13 protein-coding genes are annotated in these 16,497 nt (G+C 73.0%); 8 read left to right on the forward strand and 5 right to left on the reverse strand.

The window, feature by feature from the left end; translation table 11 throughout:
- The first annotated feature begins 66 nt into the window (after positions 1 to 66).
- Positions 67 to 672, forward strand: coding sequence for a LuxR C-terminal-related transcriptional regulator (locus AB0B72_RS16170; RefSeq protein ID WP_367739537.1), 606 nt, complete (start codon positions 67 to 69; stop codon positions 670 to 672).
- Between the two features lie 24 nt (positions 673 to 696).
- Here the strand turns inward: AB0B72_RS16170 and lanKC are convergent, their stop codons facing one another.
- Together lanKC and AB0B72_RS16180 are read right to left on the reverse strand one after the other, a co-directional pair.
- Entirely contained in the window at positions 697 to 3,225 is a 2,529-nt protein-coding gene (lanKC, locus tag AB0B72_RS16175; protein ID WP_367739539.1) for a class III lanthionine synthetase LanKC, read from the reverse strand.
- 152 nt (positions 3,226 to 3,377) lie between these two features.
- Positions 3,378 to 4,490: a PP2C family protein-serine/threonine phosphatase gene (locus tag AB0B72_RS16180; protein ID WP_367739540.1), complete on the reverse strand. Its 1,113-nt coding sequence runs from the start codon at positions 4,488 to 4,490 to the stop codon at positions 3,378 to 3,380.
- 118 nt (positions 4,491 to 4,608) lie between these two features.
- Here AB0B72_RS16180 and AB0B72_RS16185 point away from each other — a divergent pair, with 118 nt between their 5' ends.
- Together AB0B72_RS16185 and AB0B72_RS16190 are read left to right on the forward strand one after the other, a co-directional pair.
- Entirely contained in the window at positions 4,609 to 5,847 is a 1,239-nt protein-coding gene (locus AB0B72_RS16185; RefSeq protein WP_367739541.1) for a GNAT family N-acetyltransferase, read from the forward strand.
- A 131-nt stretch (positions 5,848 to 5,978) separates the two neighbouring features.
- Positions 5,979 to 6,143: a hypothetical protein gene (locus AB0B72_RS16190; RefSeq protein WP_367739542.1), complete on the forward strand. Its 165-nt coding sequence runs from the start codon at positions 5,979 to 5,981 to the stop codon at positions 6,141 to 6,143.
- Positions 6,144 to 6,183: 40 nt separating this feature from the next.
- Here AB0B72_RS16190 and AB0B72_RS16195 read toward each other — a convergent pair whose 3' ends face one another.
- Entirely contained in the window at positions 6,184 to 6,651 is a 468-nt protein-coding gene (locus tag AB0B72_RS16195; RefSeq protein WP_367739544.1) for a ribose-5-phosphate isomerase, read from the reverse strand.
- Between the two features lie 140 nt (positions 6,652 to 6,791).
- Here AB0B72_RS16195 and def point away from each other — a divergent pair, with 140 nt between their 5' ends.
- Positions 6,792 to 7,280 (forward strand): peptide deformylase, encoded by a 489-nt coding sequence (def, locus tag AB0B72_RS16200; RefSeq protein WP_367739545.1) that lies wholly within the window; start codon positions 6,792 to 6,794, stop codon positions 7,278 to 7,280.
- A 2-nt stretch (positions 7,281 to 7,282) separates the two neighbouring features.
- Here def and AB0B72_RS16205 read toward each other — a convergent pair whose 3' ends face one another.
- Positions 7,283 to 8,689, reverse strand: coding sequence for an aldehyde dehydrogenase family protein (locus tag AB0B72_RS16205; RefSeq protein ID WP_367739546.1), 1,407 nt, complete (start codon positions 8,687 to 8,689; stop codon positions 7,283 to 7,285).
- A gap of 311 nt (positions 8,690 to 9,000) precedes the next feature.
- Between AB0B72_RS16205 and pepN the strand changes: the two genes are divergently transcribed.
- The 4 genes from pepN (at position 9,001) to AB0B72_RS16225 (ending at position 15,235) form a co-directional block, all read left to right on the forward strand.
- On the forward strand, positions 9,001 to 11,565 hold the full coding sequence (gene pepN, locus AB0B72_RS16210) for an aminopeptidase N (protein WP_367739548.1): 2,565 nt from the start codon (positions 9,001 to 9,003) through the stop codon (positions 11,563 to 11,565).
- Positions 11,566 to 11,861: 296 nt separating this feature from the next.
- Entirely contained in the window at positions 11,862 to 12,413 is a 552-nt protein-coding gene (locus AB0B72_RS16215; RefSeq protein WP_367739549.1) for a LemA family protein, read from the forward strand.
- Between the two features lie 2 nt (positions 12,414 to 12,415).
- Positions 12,416 to 14,254, forward strand: a complete 1,839-nt coding sequence (locus AB0B72_RS16220) for a hypothetical protein (protein ID WP_367739550.1) — start codon at positions 12,416 to 12,418, stop codon at positions 14,252 to 14,254.
- Positions 14,255 to 14,266: 12 nt separating this feature from the next.
- Positions 14,267 to 15,235 (forward strand): hypothetical protein, encoded by a 969-nt coding sequence (locus tag AB0B72_RS16225; protein ID WP_367739551.1) that lies wholly within the window; start codon positions 14,267 to 14,269, stop codon positions 15,233 to 15,235.
- Positions 15,236 to 15,340: 105 nt separating this feature from the next.
- On the opposite strand, the gene AB0B72_RS16230 is transcribed toward AB0B72_RS16225, so the two are convergent.
- Positions 15,341 to 16,441 carry a serine hydrolase domain-containing protein gene (locus tag AB0B72_RS16230; protein ID WP_367739552.1) on the reverse strand — a complete coding sequence of 367 codons (1,101 nt, stop codon included), beginning with the start codon at positions 16,439 to 16,441 and terminating at the stop codon, positions 15,341 to 15,343.
- Positions 16,442 to 16,497 lie beyond the last annotated feature (56 nt).

Here is a 16,497-nt window from a genome sequence, read left to right on the forward strand (position 1 = left end):
GGACACTTCGTTGACAGTACGCATCCGGTCGATCACCCTGTGAGAGACCGTCTAGAGGGGAGCATCTTGATCCGGATCCTGGTTGCCGAACACCTTCCGTTGGTACGGCGAGGGCTGGTCGCGTCGCTCGACGGCGAAAGCGACCTGGAGGTGGTGGCCGACGTCGGCTCGGCCGAGGACATCGTGCCCACAGCCCTGGACGTCCAGCCCGACGCCGCCGTCATCGACGCGGACCTGCCGGGCGTGGACGGCCTCAGCGCCGCCGCACGGCTCGGCGAGAAGGTGCCCCGCTGCCGGGTGATGGTCCTGTCGGGCCAGCCCAACCCCGGGCACGTGAAGCGCGCGTTCGCCGCCGGGGTCCTCGGCTACATGAGCATCCAGGTCGGGCCGGAGCAGCTCGCCGACGGCATCCGAAGGATCACGGCGGGCCGCCGCGTCGTCGACTCCGATCTGGCGGTCGCCGCGCTGGAGGCCGCCGACAACCCGCTGACGCCGCGCGAGCTCGACGTGCTGCGGCTCGCGGCCGGCGGCGCGCGCTCGAAGGAGATCGCCGCGGAGCTGTGCCTGTCGGTCGGCACGGTGCGCAACCACCTGTCGCGGATCCTGTACAAGACGGGTGCCCGCAACCGGGTCGACGCCGTACGCATCGCGCGCGACTCCGGCTGGCTCTGAGCCGGGCCGGCCCGGGGCTCGCTTTCACGCCTCGGCCCGGGATCGGCCTGCCCCGGCCAGGGGGTTGGCGGGAATCGCTCCCCCGAGGAACGGCAGGCCGACCGGCTCGTCGTGCATCGCGGCCCCGGCCGCCAGCAGCACCCCCGCGGTGCCCGTGGCGAGGTCCATCGACAGCCGCAACAGCCGTTCGCCGGGGAAGGCGAGGTGTCCCCGGTAGCCGATCGCGTGCCAGGACAGGGCGTCGAGCTGCCGCGGGACCTCCGGATCCTCCCGCCCCCAGCCGCCGGCCCGCTCACGGCACAGGTACGCGATGATCCCGGCCCGGCCGCCGAACAGCCCGCTGTGACGGTGGACGGGTGACCGGGCGGCGAGGTCCAGCCTGGTCCGCGCCGCGGCGAGCTCCGGGTCCGCCCGGTAGTGCAGGAGCTCCCCGAGGACCCAGCAGACGCCCACGGCGCCCCCGTCGAGGTACGGCGTGGTCCGCCAGCCCTCGTCGATCTGGAGCGATCCGTCGGCCTGCGGGACGCAGCGGCGCAGATCTCGCCGGACGGCGCCCTCCGCCAGGTCGAGCCACCTGACCTGTCCCGTCCGCTCGAAGAGCCGGAGGAACAGCAGCGCCGGCCCCGAGGCGCCCCGCATCAGCCCGGCGGCGCCGCCCGGCTCGGACGCCTGGCCGGGCATCCGCTCGGCGACCAGGGCGCCCGTGCCCAGTGCGCCGTCGAGATCGCCCAGGTACATCTGGTTGAGCCCGATCCCGGCGAGACCGCCGTACAGGTCGGCGCCGAGATCGGTGCGGCGCCCGGCCTCGGCGGCGCGCTCCAGCACCTCCAGCGCCACGTCGTGGTGGCCCAGGTGGGCGAGCACGTGGGCGACGCCGTGCAGGCCGTCGTAGAACCCCGGCCGGGCGTCGTCGCCGGGCCGCAGGGCCCGGTCGATCAGCCACCGCTCATGGTCGGGGAAGCGGCCCGCGCCCGTCACGTCCAGCGCGTACAGCACCCCGGCGGCGCCATGGGCGAGGCCGAGCCCGGCCCCGTCGAACTGCGCGGGATCGCCCGGGAAGAGTCTGTCGTCGCGCTCGGGGGTGGCGGAGGCCAGGATCGCGTCCGCCATGGAGGCCCGCATCTCCCGCCAGCCGGCGGGTGCGGGCGCCGTGCGGGTCGCGCCGCGGCCTGCGACCCTCGCCGCGGGCCGCAGGAAGCCCTCCGGCATCGGGAACAGGCCGCGGATCACCTCGGCGAGCTCGCCCGCCTTCCCGGGATCGAGCAGGAACAGCTCGGTGAGCGGCAGGAAGAGCGCGAACCGCAGCCGGGCGAGGGCGTGGCGGTCGGCGTCGAGACCGGAGACGGCCGACGGCGCGGCGAACGCGGGATCGCCCGGCCCCGGGCCGGCCGCCTCGCCGACCGGCCGGGCGCACTCGAAGTCGACGAGCGTGATCCCGCCGTCCGGTCGGACGATGATGTCGCCGAGCGTGATCCCGCCGTGCACGAGCCCTCTCTCGTGGATCCTCGTGACGGCGTCCTCGACCGCCGCGCAGATCCCGGTCGCCCAGGACACGTAGCCGCCGAGGTCGGCCCCGCCCGCGCCGGCGAGCGGGTAGCGCCTGGCGAACAGCGTGCCGAGCGGCTCGCCCGGCACGCGCTCCAGGACCAGGTAACCGCGCCCTCCCGCGGTGAAGCGGCCCATGAGCCGGGGGGCCGCCCGCAGCCCGGCCAGGCGTTCGAGCGCCGCCGCCTCACGCTCCTGCCGGGTGATCGCGTCGGCGCCCGAGGCGTCGAGCCCGGCGTACGGGCGGGCCTCCTTGAGCACGACCTGCTCTCCCGTACGCGGATCCCTGGCCAGATGGACGCCGCCGCCGTTGTACGCCCTCAGCACGCCCTCCACCTCGTACGGAAGGGGGGTGGCCGCCTGGCGCGCCTGCCGCAGGAGGAAGGCGGGCAGCTCCACCCACGAGGGCGGCGTGAAGCGCGGCCCGCGCCGGTCGGGCACCAGAGCCCCCTCGGGATCGGCGATCACGGGCTCGCGCCGGCCTTCCGGGGAGACGCGGTAGCGCTCGGCGATGCCGCCGTAGCGGACGTGCAGCGGGGCCGCGCCGTACCTCAGGTCGCCGGGGACGTCCGGGCCGCGCCTGCCGTCGAGCAGCCTTTCCAGGTCGGCCAGCGCCCTGGCCAGCTCGTCCTCCCCCGATGGGTACACGGTGACGAACTTGCCCGCGGCCCCGGGATCGGCGTCCTTAGCGTTGTGCAGGCGCAACAGGGGGAGCGAGCGGACGAACTTGAAGGCGAGACCGGCGCCCAGGCAGTGGCGGACGGTGGTCTCCAGGATGGCCTCCGCGTCGTCCAGGCACGCCGAGACGTGGATCTTCCAGCCCTGGTCGGGCAGCGAGCCCGACAGCGGCCGGCAGGTCACCCAGCCAGCGCGCACGGTGCGCGCCCAGCCCGCGGGGACGCCGCCGCGTGCCTGCTCGAAGTCGAGCCCGGGGCCCTGGAGACCGGAATGAGGGGAGTCGTAGAAGATGGGATCCGTGCGACAGTGCAGTTCATATCGCTTCCCCACGATATTTCGCCCCTTTTCGGCCGCGTCGCCATAGCCGTACCGAGAATCTCAGGCCGGATCGGACCCGGCCAGTGACCATTTTCACGGTCCGCACATGAACAGTTACACAACGTTACAGTGCGGAGGGGGAAACGGGGCCGTCGTACGGCGTGTCAGGGGCGCCAGATCAGCACGAGGGCGCAGTCGTCGTTGTGCCCCGACGTCATGGAGTGCACGAGCTGGCGGGCGCGGTCGCGGAAGCCGGACGGCAGCAGGCGCTCCGCCTCTCCGAGCAGCCGGTCGAGTCCGGCGTCGATGTCGCGGCCGGGCTGCTCGATCAGCCCGTCGGTGAAGAGCATGAGGGCGTCGCCCTTGCGGAGCACCCCGCTGTCGGTCTCGCAGTGCAGGTCGGGGACGACGCCGAGCACGACGCCCTTCGCGGTGGAGACGCGCCAGGTGCCCGACCCGGCGTCGAACCGCACCACCGGCGGATGGCCGGCGGAGGTGATGGTGTACTCCCCCGTGGACAGGTCGAGGGCGAGGTGGACGGCGGTGACGAACCCCTCGTCCCCGAGCTGGCGGTGCAGGTAGAGGTTGCAGGCGCCGAGGAAGTCGGCGACCGAGCCGAGCAGCCCGCCGAACGTGCCGGAGAGCATGAGCGCGCGGGTCCCGGCGTCCACGCCCTTGCCGGAGACGTCCACGACGGCGAGCTGGACGCGGTCGCCCTCACGCATGGAGACGACGAAGTCCCCGCCGAACGACGAGCCGCCCGCCTGCTTCAGCACGACCTTGCCGCCCCAGTCCTTGGGCAGCGGCGGCAGCTCGCTCTGCCGCTTGAGCCTGTCGCGCAGCTCCAGCAGCATGGCGTCGCCGCGCAGGCCCTGCACGCCGAGCACGCCCCGCGTGCGGGCCATCAGCCAGGCCAGGACGGCCGTGAACGACATGGTGATCAGCAGGCCGGGGCCGACGGTGACGGCCTCCCTGATCGGCCCCATGTAGGCCAGCGAGACCACGACGGCGCCGAGCAGCACCGCCAGGCTGCGCAGCCGCAGCTGGAGGCCCCCGATCAGCATGACGAGGATCAGCAGCGAGGGCGAGAACCAGTACGGCGACACCTCGGCGTCGAGCGCCCCGATCACCAGGGTGACAACGACCAGGGCGACCAGGACATGCCTGTCCTTCGACCAGCTCCGGCGGACGAACCGGACCAACGGCACCAGCAGCGGGACGCGCATCAGGAGCGCGCGCAGCCGCGGAGGAATCAGCGGCGCCGGTCGGGAAGTCATGATGAGCTCGACTGTATCCGCCCACCCCTCCCGGAGGCACCCGCTTGACCAACACCTTGATCATCGAGCCCGGATATTGGGTCGCCCCTCCAGATGGGCAGCTCGTACGCTTTGGCAGGTGACTGTCACCGTACGTCCCGTGAACGAATCGGACTGGCCCACCTTCGTGGCGGTGGACTACGAGGCCTTCAACTCGTCCTATCCCCCGCATTTCGCCGACCGGTGGAAGACCCTGGTCGAGTTCGACCGCATGCTGGCGGCCGTCGACCACGACCGGGACGACCTCATGGTCGGCTGCGCCGCGGCGCTCAGCTTCACCATGACGGTGCCCGGCGGCCCCATCCCGGTCGCCGGGGTGACCGCGGTCGGCGTGCTCCCCTCACACCGGCGCCGGGGCGTCCTGACGGCCCTCATGGCGCGGCAGCTCCACGAGCTCCACGACAGCGGGGGCGAGGCCGTCGCGGCGCTCTACGCCAGCGAGGCGGCCATCTACGGCCGCTTCGGGTACGGCAGGGCGGCCGACACCCTGTTCTTCCGCATCTCCACCCGGGCTTCGGCGTTCGTGCCCGGCGCGCCCTCCGACCCCGCGCTGCGCCTGCGCGTGGCCAAGCCGGCGGACTCCCTGCCGGAGCTCCAGCACGTCTTCGACTCCGTACGGCCGAGCCGGCCCGGGCTCTACGCTCGCACGGAGGCGTTCTGGCGGTCCGAGATCCTGGGCGACGACGAGCACGACCGCCGAGGGGCGGGCCCGCTGCGCTGCATGATCGTGGAAGACGACGGCGGCCCGAGGGGATACGCCCTCTTCCGGGTCAAGAGCGACACCACGGACCACGACGTGCCGGACGGCGAGGTCCGTCTCATCGAACTGTTCGCCACCGATCCCGCGGCGTACGCGGCGGCGTGGCGGAGCGTCCTCGACCGGGACCTCTGCTCCCGCGTGCACGCCTGGAGCCGCCCGGTGGACGACCCGATCATGCACCTGCTCGCCGAGCCGCGGCAGCTCAACGCGGGATGGCTGGACGACCTGTGGATCCGGCTGGTCGACGTGGACCGCGCGCTGACCTCCCGGGCGTACGCCGCCCCGGCCGACCTGGTCATCGAGGTGGAGGACGAGCTGTGCCCGTGGAACGCGGGCCGCTGGCGGCTGTCCACGGCGAAGGCCACGTGTGAGCGGACCGACGACCCCGCCGATCTCACACTGCCCGTGAGGTTGCTCGGCGCGGCGTACCTGGGCGGGCGCCCGCTGGTCGCGCTGGCGGACGCGGGCCTGCTGCGCGAGCACCGCGCGGGGGCGGTGCTCGAGCTGTCCGCCGCCATGTCGTGGGACCCCAAGCCGTGGGCAGGCTGCGTGTTCTAGCCCATTCCGTCCTTCGGCCGGCCGGCGCTGCGTCGAGGAGGAAGTCCAGACCGGGACAGAACTGTTCCTCCGCGGTCGGACCGGCCGGCGCCGCTCGCCCCGATACCCGGCTACGACGTAGGGTCGGGGGCATGGCACTGCAGAGCATGCAGATCACCGCGATCACGGCGATGCGGGCCCGGGACGTGTCCCGGCCGAGCCGCGAGCAGCAGGAGGCCGCCGACCAGCGGCCCCTCCGCGACGAGACCCCCCGCCGGGAGGGCCGCAGAGGCCGCGACATGGGACACGACCGCTAGGCCCGGCGCGGCCTGCGGCCCGCGCGCTCCGGCGGCGGGGCTAGGGAAGCGGCGGCAGCTCGCCGGTCCGCTCGTAGTCCGCGAGCAGCCCGATGCGGCGGGCGTGCCGCTCCTCGCCCGAGAACGGCGTGGCCAGGAAGAGCTCGACGAAACGGACCGCCTGCTCGGGCGTGTGCATGCGCGCGCCCAGGCTGACGACGTTGGCGTCGTTGTGCTGGCGGGCCAGCGTCGCCGTCTCCTCGCTCCACGCGAGGGCCGCCCGCACGCCGGGCACCTTGTTCGCCGCGATCTGCTCGCCGTTGCCCGAGCCGCCGATCACCACTCCGAGGCTCCCCGGGTCGGCCATGACCCCGGCGGCGGCCCGCAGCACGAACGGCGGGTAGTCGTCCTCGGCGTCGTAGCCGGCGGGCCCGCAGTCACGCACGTCGTGGCCCTGCTCCCGCAGCCAGGAGACCAGGTGGTTCTTGAGCTCATAGCCGGCATGGTCGGCACCGATGTAGACACGCACAGAGCAAGTTTCCCAGGTTCCGGCGGCGGCCACGACCGCGGGTCCTCCACTACAGTAATGGGCGCATTCCGCATCGGGTCCTTACACCTACCGCGACACCTACCGCGCCGGCGGCCGCCGGCGAGCAGAACAGGAGCGTCATGCGCGAGATCCGTTATGTCGGCGACCCGGTCCTGCGGACCCCCGCGGAGCCGGTGACGGACTTCGACAGGGAGTTGCGCCGTCTGATCGAGGAGATGTTCGCGGTCATGTACGCGGCCGAGGGCGTGGGCCTCGCCGGACCGCAGATCGGCGTGAGCCGGCGATTGTTCGTGTACGACATCAGCAACCGCAAGGGCCACGTGATCAACCCCGAGCTGACGATCGACGACGCCGACGAGGTCGTGGAGGAGGAGGGCTGCCTGTCGGTGCCCGGCAAGGAGACCGGCAAGCCGCTGTACGCCCCCACCGCCAGGGCGGCGGGCGTGACCGTCCGGGGCCTCGACAAGCTCGGCCGGCCCGTGTCGGTCAAGGCCAGGGGCATGCTCGCCCGCTGCTTCCAGCACGAGTTCGACCACCTCGACGGCACGCTGTACGTCGACAGGCTGGCCAAGGCCGAACGCAGGAAGATCCTCCTCCAGACCCCCTGACCTCACACCTGGATGGCCTTGACCTCCAGGAACTCCTCCAGGCCGAACTCGCCGAGCTCCCGGCCGACGCCGGAGTGCTTGTAGCCGCCGAACGGCGCGAGCGGGTTGAACCGGCCGCCGTTGACGGTGACCTGACCGGTGCGCAGCCGCCGCGCCACCGCCAGCGCCCCTTCCTCCGTCCCGGCCCACACCGCGCCGGACAGGCCGTACGGCGTGCCGTTGGCGATCTGGACGGCCTCGTCCTGCGAGGAGAACGGGATGACGCACAGGACGGGCCCGAAGATCTCCTCCTGCTCGATCGACATCCCCGGTGAGACGCCGGCGAAGATCGTGGGCTCCACGTAGTAGCCGCGGTCCAGCGGGTTGTCGGTGCCGCCGAGGACGAGCCGGGCGCCCTCCTCCTGGCCCTGGTTGATGTAGCGGACCACCCGGTCACGCTGCTCGGCCGACACCAGCGGGCCCAGCCGGGTGCCCTCGGCGAACGGGTCGCCGGGCGTGTACTTGCCCGCGACGGCGGCGGCCAGCCGTACGGCCTCGTCGTAGGAGTCCCAGTGGACGAGCATGCGGGTCCAGGCCGAGCAGGTCTGGCCCGAGTTGATGAAGGCGTTGGCGACGCCGCTCTTGACGGCGGCCTCCAGGTCGGCGCCGGGCAGGATCACGTTGGCCGACTTCCCGCCGAGCTCCAGGGCGACCCGCTTGACCGACTCGGCCGCCAGCGCGGCCACCCGGCGGCCGGCGCGGGTGGACCCGGTGAAGGAGACCATGTCCACGCCGGGGTGGGCGGCGATCGCCTCCCCCACCACCGGCCCGCGACCGCTGACCATGTTGAACACGCCGGGCGGCAGGCCCACCTCGTGCAGGATCTCCGCCAGCGCGTACGCCGCCAGCGGCGCGACCTCGCTCGGCTTGAGCACGACCGTGCAGCCGGCGGCCAGGGCCGGGGCGACCTTGCAGACCACCTGGTGCAGGGGGTAGTTCCACGGGGTGATCGCGCCGACCACGCCGATGGGCTCCCGGACGATGAGCGAGTTGCCCACCCGGCCCCCGTCGAAGTCGTACCGCTCCGCGAGCTCTGCGTACGAGGCGAGGACGCCGGCCGGCATCAGCGTCTGCACCTTGAGCGCGAGCTGGACGGGCGCGCCCATGTCGGTGGCGATGACGGCGGCGACCTGCTCGGCCCGCTCCTTCAGCAGGGCGGCGGCCGCGGCCAGGATCGCGCCCCGCTCGGCGGGGGGTGTGGCCGACCATGACGGGAAGGCGGCGCGCGCGGCGGCGACGGCCGCCTCCACGTCACCGGGAGAGCCGGCCGGGACCCGGTCCACCACCTCCTCGGTGGCGGGGTTGACCACGTCGATGCCCTCGCCGGACGAGGACATGACCCAGGCTCCGTTCACGTAGAGCTGACGCATGAGACTCATCCTTGCGCGGCGGCTGTCATATGGCGAGTGGGCACACCCGGAACCTGCCCGCGCGGCGGCGATCCATCCCGGGGACGGCGGAGCCGAACCGGAAATCGGCATGCTTCCGCCGGGACACTGTGCCACCCTCTCAACGGAATGTGGTTCCATCGGTCGTCAACCGGGCCCCGAGTCACTCCTGTCCAGGCACGAGACCTCTCGAATGCCATCCTGTCCGCGCGACGTGGCAGGATTTGGGGCGAATCCCCTCCGCGACGGGATGGGCGGGGATCGGGGGATCGATCAGGCGATGAGGAGCAGGTGTGGCTGGCAATCTGACACGCGACGAGGCTCGGGAGCGGGCTCGGCTGCTTACCGTCCGGTCCTACCAGGTCGAGCTCGACCTGACGGAGGGCGAGGACCGGTTCGAGAGCATCACGACGGTCCGCTTCGACGCGGCCCGGCCCGGAGCGGACACCTTCATCGACCTGCACGGCGCGCACGTGCGCAAGGCCGTCCTCAACGGCCGTGAGCTCGACGTCCACACCTACGACGCCGACAAGGGCCGGCTCCCGCTGCCGGGCCTCGCCGAGCACAACGAGCTGCAGATCGACGCCGACGCCTCCTACATGCGCACCGGCGAGGGCCTGCACCGCTTCGTCGACCCGGTCGACAAGCAGGTCTACCTGCACAGCCAGTTCGAGACGGCCGACGCGCACCGGATGTACGCCTGCTTCGACCAGCCCGACCTCAAGGCCACCTTCGAGCTGACCGTCCTGGCGCCCGCCGACTGGGAGGTCGTCTCCAACGGCGCCCCCGACGAGATCGACGAGCTGGAGGAGCACCGGGGCCGGCACGGCGTCCTGCAGAGCGCCAGGCGCTGGCACTTCCCGCCCACGCCGGTCATGTCGACGTACATCACGGCTCTCATCGCCGGGCCGTACGCGGTGGTGCGGGACGAGCACGACGGAATCCCGCTCGGACTCTACGTGCGGCGGTCGCTCGCCGAGCATCTCGACCCCGACAACCTCTTCGAGGTCACCAAGCAGGGCTTCGACTTCTTCCACCGCGTCTTCGGCCTGCGCTACCCGTTCGGCAAGTACGACCAGCTCTTCGTGCCCGAGTTCAACGCCGGCGCGATGGAGAACGCCGGCGCCGTGACGTTCCTGGAGGACTACGTCTTCCGCTCGCGCGTCACCGACGCGATCATCGAGCGCCGGGCCGAGACGATCCTGCACGAGATGGCGCACATGTGGTTCGGCGACCTCGTCACCATGCGCTGGTGGGACGATCTGTGGCTGAACGAGTCGTTCGCCACGTACATGTCCGTGCTGTGCCAGGCGGAGGCGACCCGCTGGGGCCAGGCGGCGTGGACGACGTTCGCCAACGTCGAGAAGGCGTGGGCGTACCGGCAGGACCAGCTTCCCTCGACCCATCCGATCGCCGCCGACATCCCCGACATGCAGGCGGTCGAGGTCAACTTCGACGGCATCACGTACGCCAAGGGCGCCTCGGTGCTCAAGCAGCTCGTGGCCTACGTCGGGCTGGACAACTTCCTGGCCGGCGTCCGCGACTACTTCAACGAGCACGCCTGGGGCAACACCACCCTGCAGGACCTGCTGTCGGCGCTCGAGCGCACCTCCGGCCGCGACCTGTCGGCGTGGTCCAAGGAGTGGCTGGAGACCGCGGGCGTCAACACGCTGCGCCCGTCGTTCACCACGGACGCCGAGGGCCGCTTCCTCAGCTTCGACGTGCTCCAGGAGGCCACGCGGGAGCACCCCACGCTGCGCTCCCACCGGATCGCCATCGGCCTGTACTCCCTGCGCGACGGCGTGCTCGCCCGCACCAGGCGGGTCGAGCTCGACATCGTCGGCGCCCGTACGGCCGTCGCCGAGCTGGTCGGCGAGGTCCAGCCCGACCTGGTGCTGGTCAACGACGACGACCTGACCTACGCCAAGATCCGGCTCGACGAGCGGTCGCTGGCGACCCTCGTGGGCGGTGGCATCTCCGCCTTCGCCGAGTCCCTGCCCCGCGCCCTGTGCTGGTCGTCCGCCTGGGACATGACCCGCGACGCCGAGATGGCCACCCGCGACTACGTCCGGCTCGTCGTCTCCGGCATCGACTCGGTCAAGGACATGACGGTCCTGCAGACCGTGCTGCGCCAGGCGCGCCAGGCCGTCCAGCAGTACGCCGACCCGGCGTGGCGGGCCACCGGCCTGGCCGAGCTGGCCGCCGCGCTGCGCCGCCTGATCGGCACGGCGGAGCCCGGCTCGGACCACCAGCTCGCCTACGTCAACGCGTTCACCGCGGTGGCCACCTCGCCCGAGGACCTGGCGTTCGTACGGGCGATCCTGGACGGCGACGACGTGCCGCAGGGCCTGGCCGTGGACACGGACCTGCGCTGGACGCTCACCCACGCGCTGGTCTCCGGCGGCGTGCTCGGCGCGGCGGACATCGACGCCGAGCTGGCGCGCGACGCCACGGCGACGGGCGAGCGGTCGGCCGCCAGCAGCCGGGCCGCGATCCCCACTGCCGAGGCCAAGGCGCAGACCTGGGACGCCATCGTCGGCGGCCGGCTCAGCGGCGCGGTGCTGCGGTCGACGGTCCTCGGCTTCCTCGACCCCCACCACGTCGAGCTGCTCGAGCCGTACGCGGCGAAGTACTTCGAGGAGGTCGGGCGGATCTGGACGGAGTGGACCTCCGACTCGGCGCAGAACTTCGTGATCGGCTGCTACCCGGCTCTGGTGATCCGGCCCGAGACCGTCGCTATGACCCAGGACCAGATCAGCGACGGGCAGCCGCCGCACGCGCTGCGCAGGCTGCTGCTCGAAGGCGCCGACGGCGTCAGCCGGGCGCTGCGGGCACGGGCCAAGGACGCCTCGGCCTGAACGCGCCGGCCTGACGCGTCGGCCTGACCTGGCCCGCCGGAGCCACGATCCGGCACCCCGAGGGGCCCTGGCGCGCGCCGGGGCCCCGCGGCGTTGTGAGGGACCGCGTTCACGGCCGTGCCGGCGCCGTACTCGCGGCGGCGCCTGTGCGGGTGACGTGAACGACCCGCGGCGGCACGGCGGCGGCGCTGACAGCGGCGCGCAAGCCGGCTGAAAGCCCCAGGCGGTGGTATGAGTGCGCCGGGCCGTTCACAGCGTCGGTGGCCCGGGTCTACCGTCCCCCCAGGAGGCCCCCCGTGATCGCTGCAATCGCCGTCGTCGCCGTCCTGGCCGTGGTGGCCCTGATGCTCGTCTCCGTCTACAACCGGCTGGTCCGCGGCCGCAACACCGTGGACAACGCCTGGGCGCAGATCGACGTGCAGCTCAAGCGCCGCTACGACCTGATCCCCAACCTGGTGGAGACGGTGAAGGGATACGCGGCCCACGAGCGCCAGACCCTGGAGGCCGTGATCGCCGCCCGCTCCCAGGCCATCGGCGCCCAGGGCCCGGCCGGCCGGGCGGCGGCCGAGAACGCCCTGTCCGGCGCGCTGAAGAGCCTGTTCGCGGTGGCGGAGGCCTACCCCGGACTCAAGGCGAGCGACAACTTCGCCGAGCTGCAGGAGGAGCTGGCGGCCACAGAGAACCGCATCGCCTACTCCCGGCAGTACTACAACGACGCCGTCCTCACGTACAACAACGCGATCCAGACGGTGCCGGCCAACGTGGTGGCGGGCATGACCGGCTTCACGTCGCGGGAGTACTTCCAGGCGCCGGGCGAGGAGCGCGGGCCCGTACAGGTGCGGTTCTAGCGATGGGCTTCTGGTTCGCCGCGGCGGGCGCCGCGGCGCTGTGGCTTCTGCTCCTGCTCGCGCTGGCCGTCGCCACGAGGAACCCCGAGGTGCGGCCCGCCCCGGCCACGAGCGAGCCCGCCGAGCACTCCCCCGCCGTCGTCGACCTGATCACCGGCGACTGGCGGCTGTGCGACGAGGCGACGTCCGCCACCCTGCTCGACCTGGGCGCCAGGGGCGCGCTCCAGATCGAGGAGATCGGCCCGGAGCTGTCGCTCGTACGGCTGCGCCGCGACCCCGGCGACCTGACGCCGTACGAGAAGCTCGTCTACGACCACGTCCGCTCGCTGGCCGTCGACGGCGTGGTGGCGACGGGAGCCCTCGCCGAGGGGTCCCGCGACCTGGGGCGCTGGTGGAAGAGCTTCCGCAAGAAGGTGATCGCGCAGGCGCGGGAGGAGGGGCTGTCGCGTCCCCGGTGGAGCCGGGCCCACGCCGTGCTGCTCACCGCCGCGGCCACCGTGCCCGCCGCCGCGGCGGGCCTCGCGGTGACGGTCAACGACCGCGAGCACGAGGGCGGCATCGGGGTGGCCGTGCTGGTCCTCGCCCTGCTCGTGAGCTTGATGAGCAGGCTCAACGGCGAGCGCGGCACAGAAAAGGGCGCGCTGGCGGCCGGCCACTGGCTGGGGGTGCGCGAGCATCTCGCGGCCACCGGGCGGTTCGCCGAGCAGCCCGCCGCGTCGGTCACGATCTGGGGCCGCCACCTGGCGTACGCGGCGGCCCTCGGCCTCGCCCCCCGGGCGGTGACGAGCCTGCCGGTCAGCACCCCCGCCGACGACAAACGGGCCTGGTCCGAATACGGCGGCATGTGGCACGTGGTCGACGTGCGGTACCCCTCGCGGGTGCTGTGGGGCCGCGAGCCGCTCCCGACGATCCTCCGGGGCCTCGCGGCGGGCGCGTTCGCGGGCTTCTGGACCTGGATCATCCTGCTGGTCGTCTCGGCGTTCGACCTGTGGCCCCGGGGGCTCGTGCAGCCCGGCGCCCTGGTCGTGGGCGCGGCGACAGCCGGCCTGCCCATCGTCTACGCGATCGCCGACCTCGGCGGCGCGGCGGCCGTGCAGGGGCAGATCGTCCGGCTCCGCCGGTTCCAGGACGGGACGAAGGGCAACGACACCCCCAAGTGGACCTACTGGTGCGCCATCGACGAGGGCCGGTCGCGGCAGGTCCGGGCGTTCGGCATCAGTGAGGCCGACTGGGCCCCGCTGTCGGAGGGCGACGTGGTGAAGGCGGCCGTCGGCCGCAAGCTCGGCTGGATCAAGGACATCGAGGTCCTTGAGCGGGCGCGCACACGCGGCGCGGGCGGCTACGACGACACCGGAGAGCACCTGATCGACGCGCCGGAGAACCTGGGCGAGGTCCCGATCCTCGCCGCCGGCCGGGATCGCGACAGGGGCCCGCTCCCCGCCGGTCTCGTGGGGCCCGCCGACCTCGTGACGGCCGCCGACCTGAAGCGGGCCCTCGGCATCGACGTCGGTGAGGCGGTGGCGTACAGCGGGGACCTGCCGGCCTGGCTGGAGGCGCGATCATGCCGCTACCGGACGGCGACGGGGGTGACGGTCGACGTCCACACCGCGACCGGCCCGCGCTCGCCCTACCTCATGACGCTCGGCCACCTGCTGACCCGCGTCCAGGGACGGCCCGTCCACGATGTCGGCACCGGCGCCATGCTCTACCCCGGGCTCGTGTCCGCCCAGACCGGCCGGGGCACGTTCGCCATCACTGTGTCCTCGCCCGCGGGCCCACCGCCGCCCGACCCGCTGATCGACCTCGCGCGTACGGCCGCCTCACGGCTCGGCGCGGCGTGAGAGGGTCGTCGCGTGCATTCAGCCCGTGACCTGTTGACCGCGCTGGCCCGCCGCTACTCCTTCGGCGACGTGGGGGCGCTGGCGCCCGACGTGCTGGGAGACGGTGAGCGGGCGGCCCTGGTGGCATCGGTCTGCGAGTTCGGCCAGCGGTTGCTCACGCTCGACGCCGAGGACTTCGCCGCCGAGGTCGCAGGCCAGGCGGTGCCCGGTCACTTACGCGCGCGGGCCCGCGCGTGCCACATGCCGCAGACGCCGAAGGAGCAGCCGAGAGGGGCGCTCGACTCGATGCGGCCCTCCTACGCGCTACTCCTGGAGGTCATCGAGATCCGCTGGCGGCGGCGCGAGCTCAGCGCCATGATCGCCGCCGTTCACATCGCCAGTGAATACCTCCCGCTGCTGGCCTTCGAGCCCGCGCTCGGCCACGCGGGAGACCCGGCCCGCTGGCCAGAGGGGCTGCGGGCCCCCGGCAGCCGGTTCGGAGTGATCGGCGAGCGCGGGTGCGACCACACCAGGGCCGAGAAGTCGGCGGCGGAGCGGACGCTCCGCGTGGCCGTGGAGCCGCCGACCGGCTGGCGCGCGTACTTCGACCGCCAGCACAGTCAGGTCGCGGGGGCACTCGGCACCTGCGCGGCCCGCTGCCGCACCCCCTGCCCGGCGCTGGAATGGGTGCCCGGCCTCGACGATCTCGCCTCCCGCTGCCGGGTGGCGCTGGCGTTCGCCGACACCCCGCTCGTACGGCTGCGCCACGCGGCGCCGGTCGGCCACGGCTTCGGGGTCCCCTCCCCGGAGGAGGTGCTGGAGGCCTGGGACCGCAGCCGGGCCACGCTCGCGAAGCATCCGGCCGCCCACCCGGTCACGCTGGACGACGGATTCCCCCTGCCGGGGCTGCCCGGTCTGTTCTCCGCGGTGGCCGCGGAGACGGTCCGCCCGGCCACCCTGCTCGCCGACGTGTCGGCCCACCTGGTGACGCTGCTGGGCTGAGCCCGCCACGGAACGGGGGCCGCCGCCTCAGGACATCGATCAGCCTGCGGACGCCGCCGGTCCCGGCGCCGGCCGCTGCCCAAGGCCTCAGCCTCAGCCTCGGCCTCAGCCGGTGACGACGGACGCGATCCGTGTCGCCGTTTCGAAGTCGACGCCGAGCCGGTTCTTGCTGACGGCGAGCGTGGTGCCGGTCGCGGGGTCCATTCCCGCGTAGGCGCCGCCCACCCCGCCCCAGCCGAACCAGGTGTCCTGCCCCCCGGGCTCCGCGCCAGGACGGCCTGGGGAGAGCCCGAGACTCCACGACGACGGCATGCCGAAGATCTCGTCGGACCCGGAGAACTCGACGTGGGTCAGCAACTTGAGCCGCTCGGCCGGCAGCAGCCGCACACCGTCCACCTCGCCCAGCAAAGCGGCGTACATACGGGCGATCGCACGCGCGGACACCTTCCCGCCCGCGGGTATGTCGGCCCCGAGCACGTCCGTGCGGTTGCCGAACGTCGCATCCGGGCTCACCGCGGGAGGCGCGAGCCTCCAGAACGGCGAGTCGGGCGGCATCTCGAACCCCGCCGCGGCCGGATCGTCCTCCAGCCGCGCCGCCCCGGGGATCTCGGCGTCCGGCATGCCGAACCACAGCTCACCCCGCACGCCGAGCGGTTCGGCGATCTCGGTGCGCAGCAGATCGGAGACGCGGCGCCCGGTGACGCGGCGGACGAGCTCGCCGAGGATGAAGCCGAAGGTGTAGGCGTGGTATGCGGTCTTGGCGCCGGGCTCCCACCACGGCTCGAGTGCCGCGACCCGGGCGCAGATGCGATCCCAGTCGCAGACCTCCTCCGGGGTCACGTCGGAAGGCAGCCCGGGTATGCCGGCGGTGTGGGTGAGCGCGTGCCTGATCGTCACGCCCCCCTTGCCGTTCTGCGCGAACTCCGGCCAGAACTCGGCGACCTTCGCGTCGTACTCGGCCTCACCGAACGCGCCGCGCTCCGCGAGGATGTGGACGATCGTGGCCGTCATCGCCTTGCCCACCGAATAGGCGTAGAAGGGCGTGTCGGAGGTCACCGGGCGCCCGGTGGTGGAGTCGGCCACCCCGGCGACGACGTCCACGACCTGGACGCCGTCCCTGTAGACGGCGACCTGGAGCCCCGTCTCCGCACCGCTGCCCACCAGGTCGTCCGCGACCTCCTGCACCCGTTCCTGAAGCGTTGCCACGCCAAGTCCTCTCCGCGCCGCCGGTTCGGCGCTCCCCTGGCGCCCGGAGCGGGCGC

Source organism: Microbispora sp. NPDC049125, assembly GCF_040802045.1.
GTDB lineage: Bacteria > Actinomycetota > Actinomycetes > Streptosporangiales > Streptosporangiaceae > Microbispora.

Excerpts from the sequence above, each read along its gene's own strand:
- AB0B72_RS16180 (WP_367739540.1), bottom strand. The coding sequence starts at position 4,490 with ATGACTTCCCGACCGGCGCCGCTGATTCCTCCGCGGCTGCGCGCGCTC.
- AB0B72_RS16190 (WP_367739542.1), top strand. The coding sequence starts at position 5,979 with ATGGCACTGCAGAGCATGCAGATCACCGCGATCACGGCGATGCGGGCC.
- def (WP_367739545.1), top strand. The coding sequence starts at position 6,792 with ATGCGCGAGATCCGTTATGTCGGCGACCCGGTCCTGCGGACCCCCGCG.
- AB0B72_RS16205 (WP_367739546.1), bottom strand. The coding sequence starts at position 8,689 with ATGCGTCAGCTCTACGTGAACGGAGCCTGGGTCATGTCCTCGTCCGGC.
- AB0B72_RS16220 (WP_367739550.1), top strand. The coding sequence starts at position 12,416 with ATGGGCTTCTGGTTCGCCGCGGCGGGCGCCGCGGCGCTGTGGCTTCTG.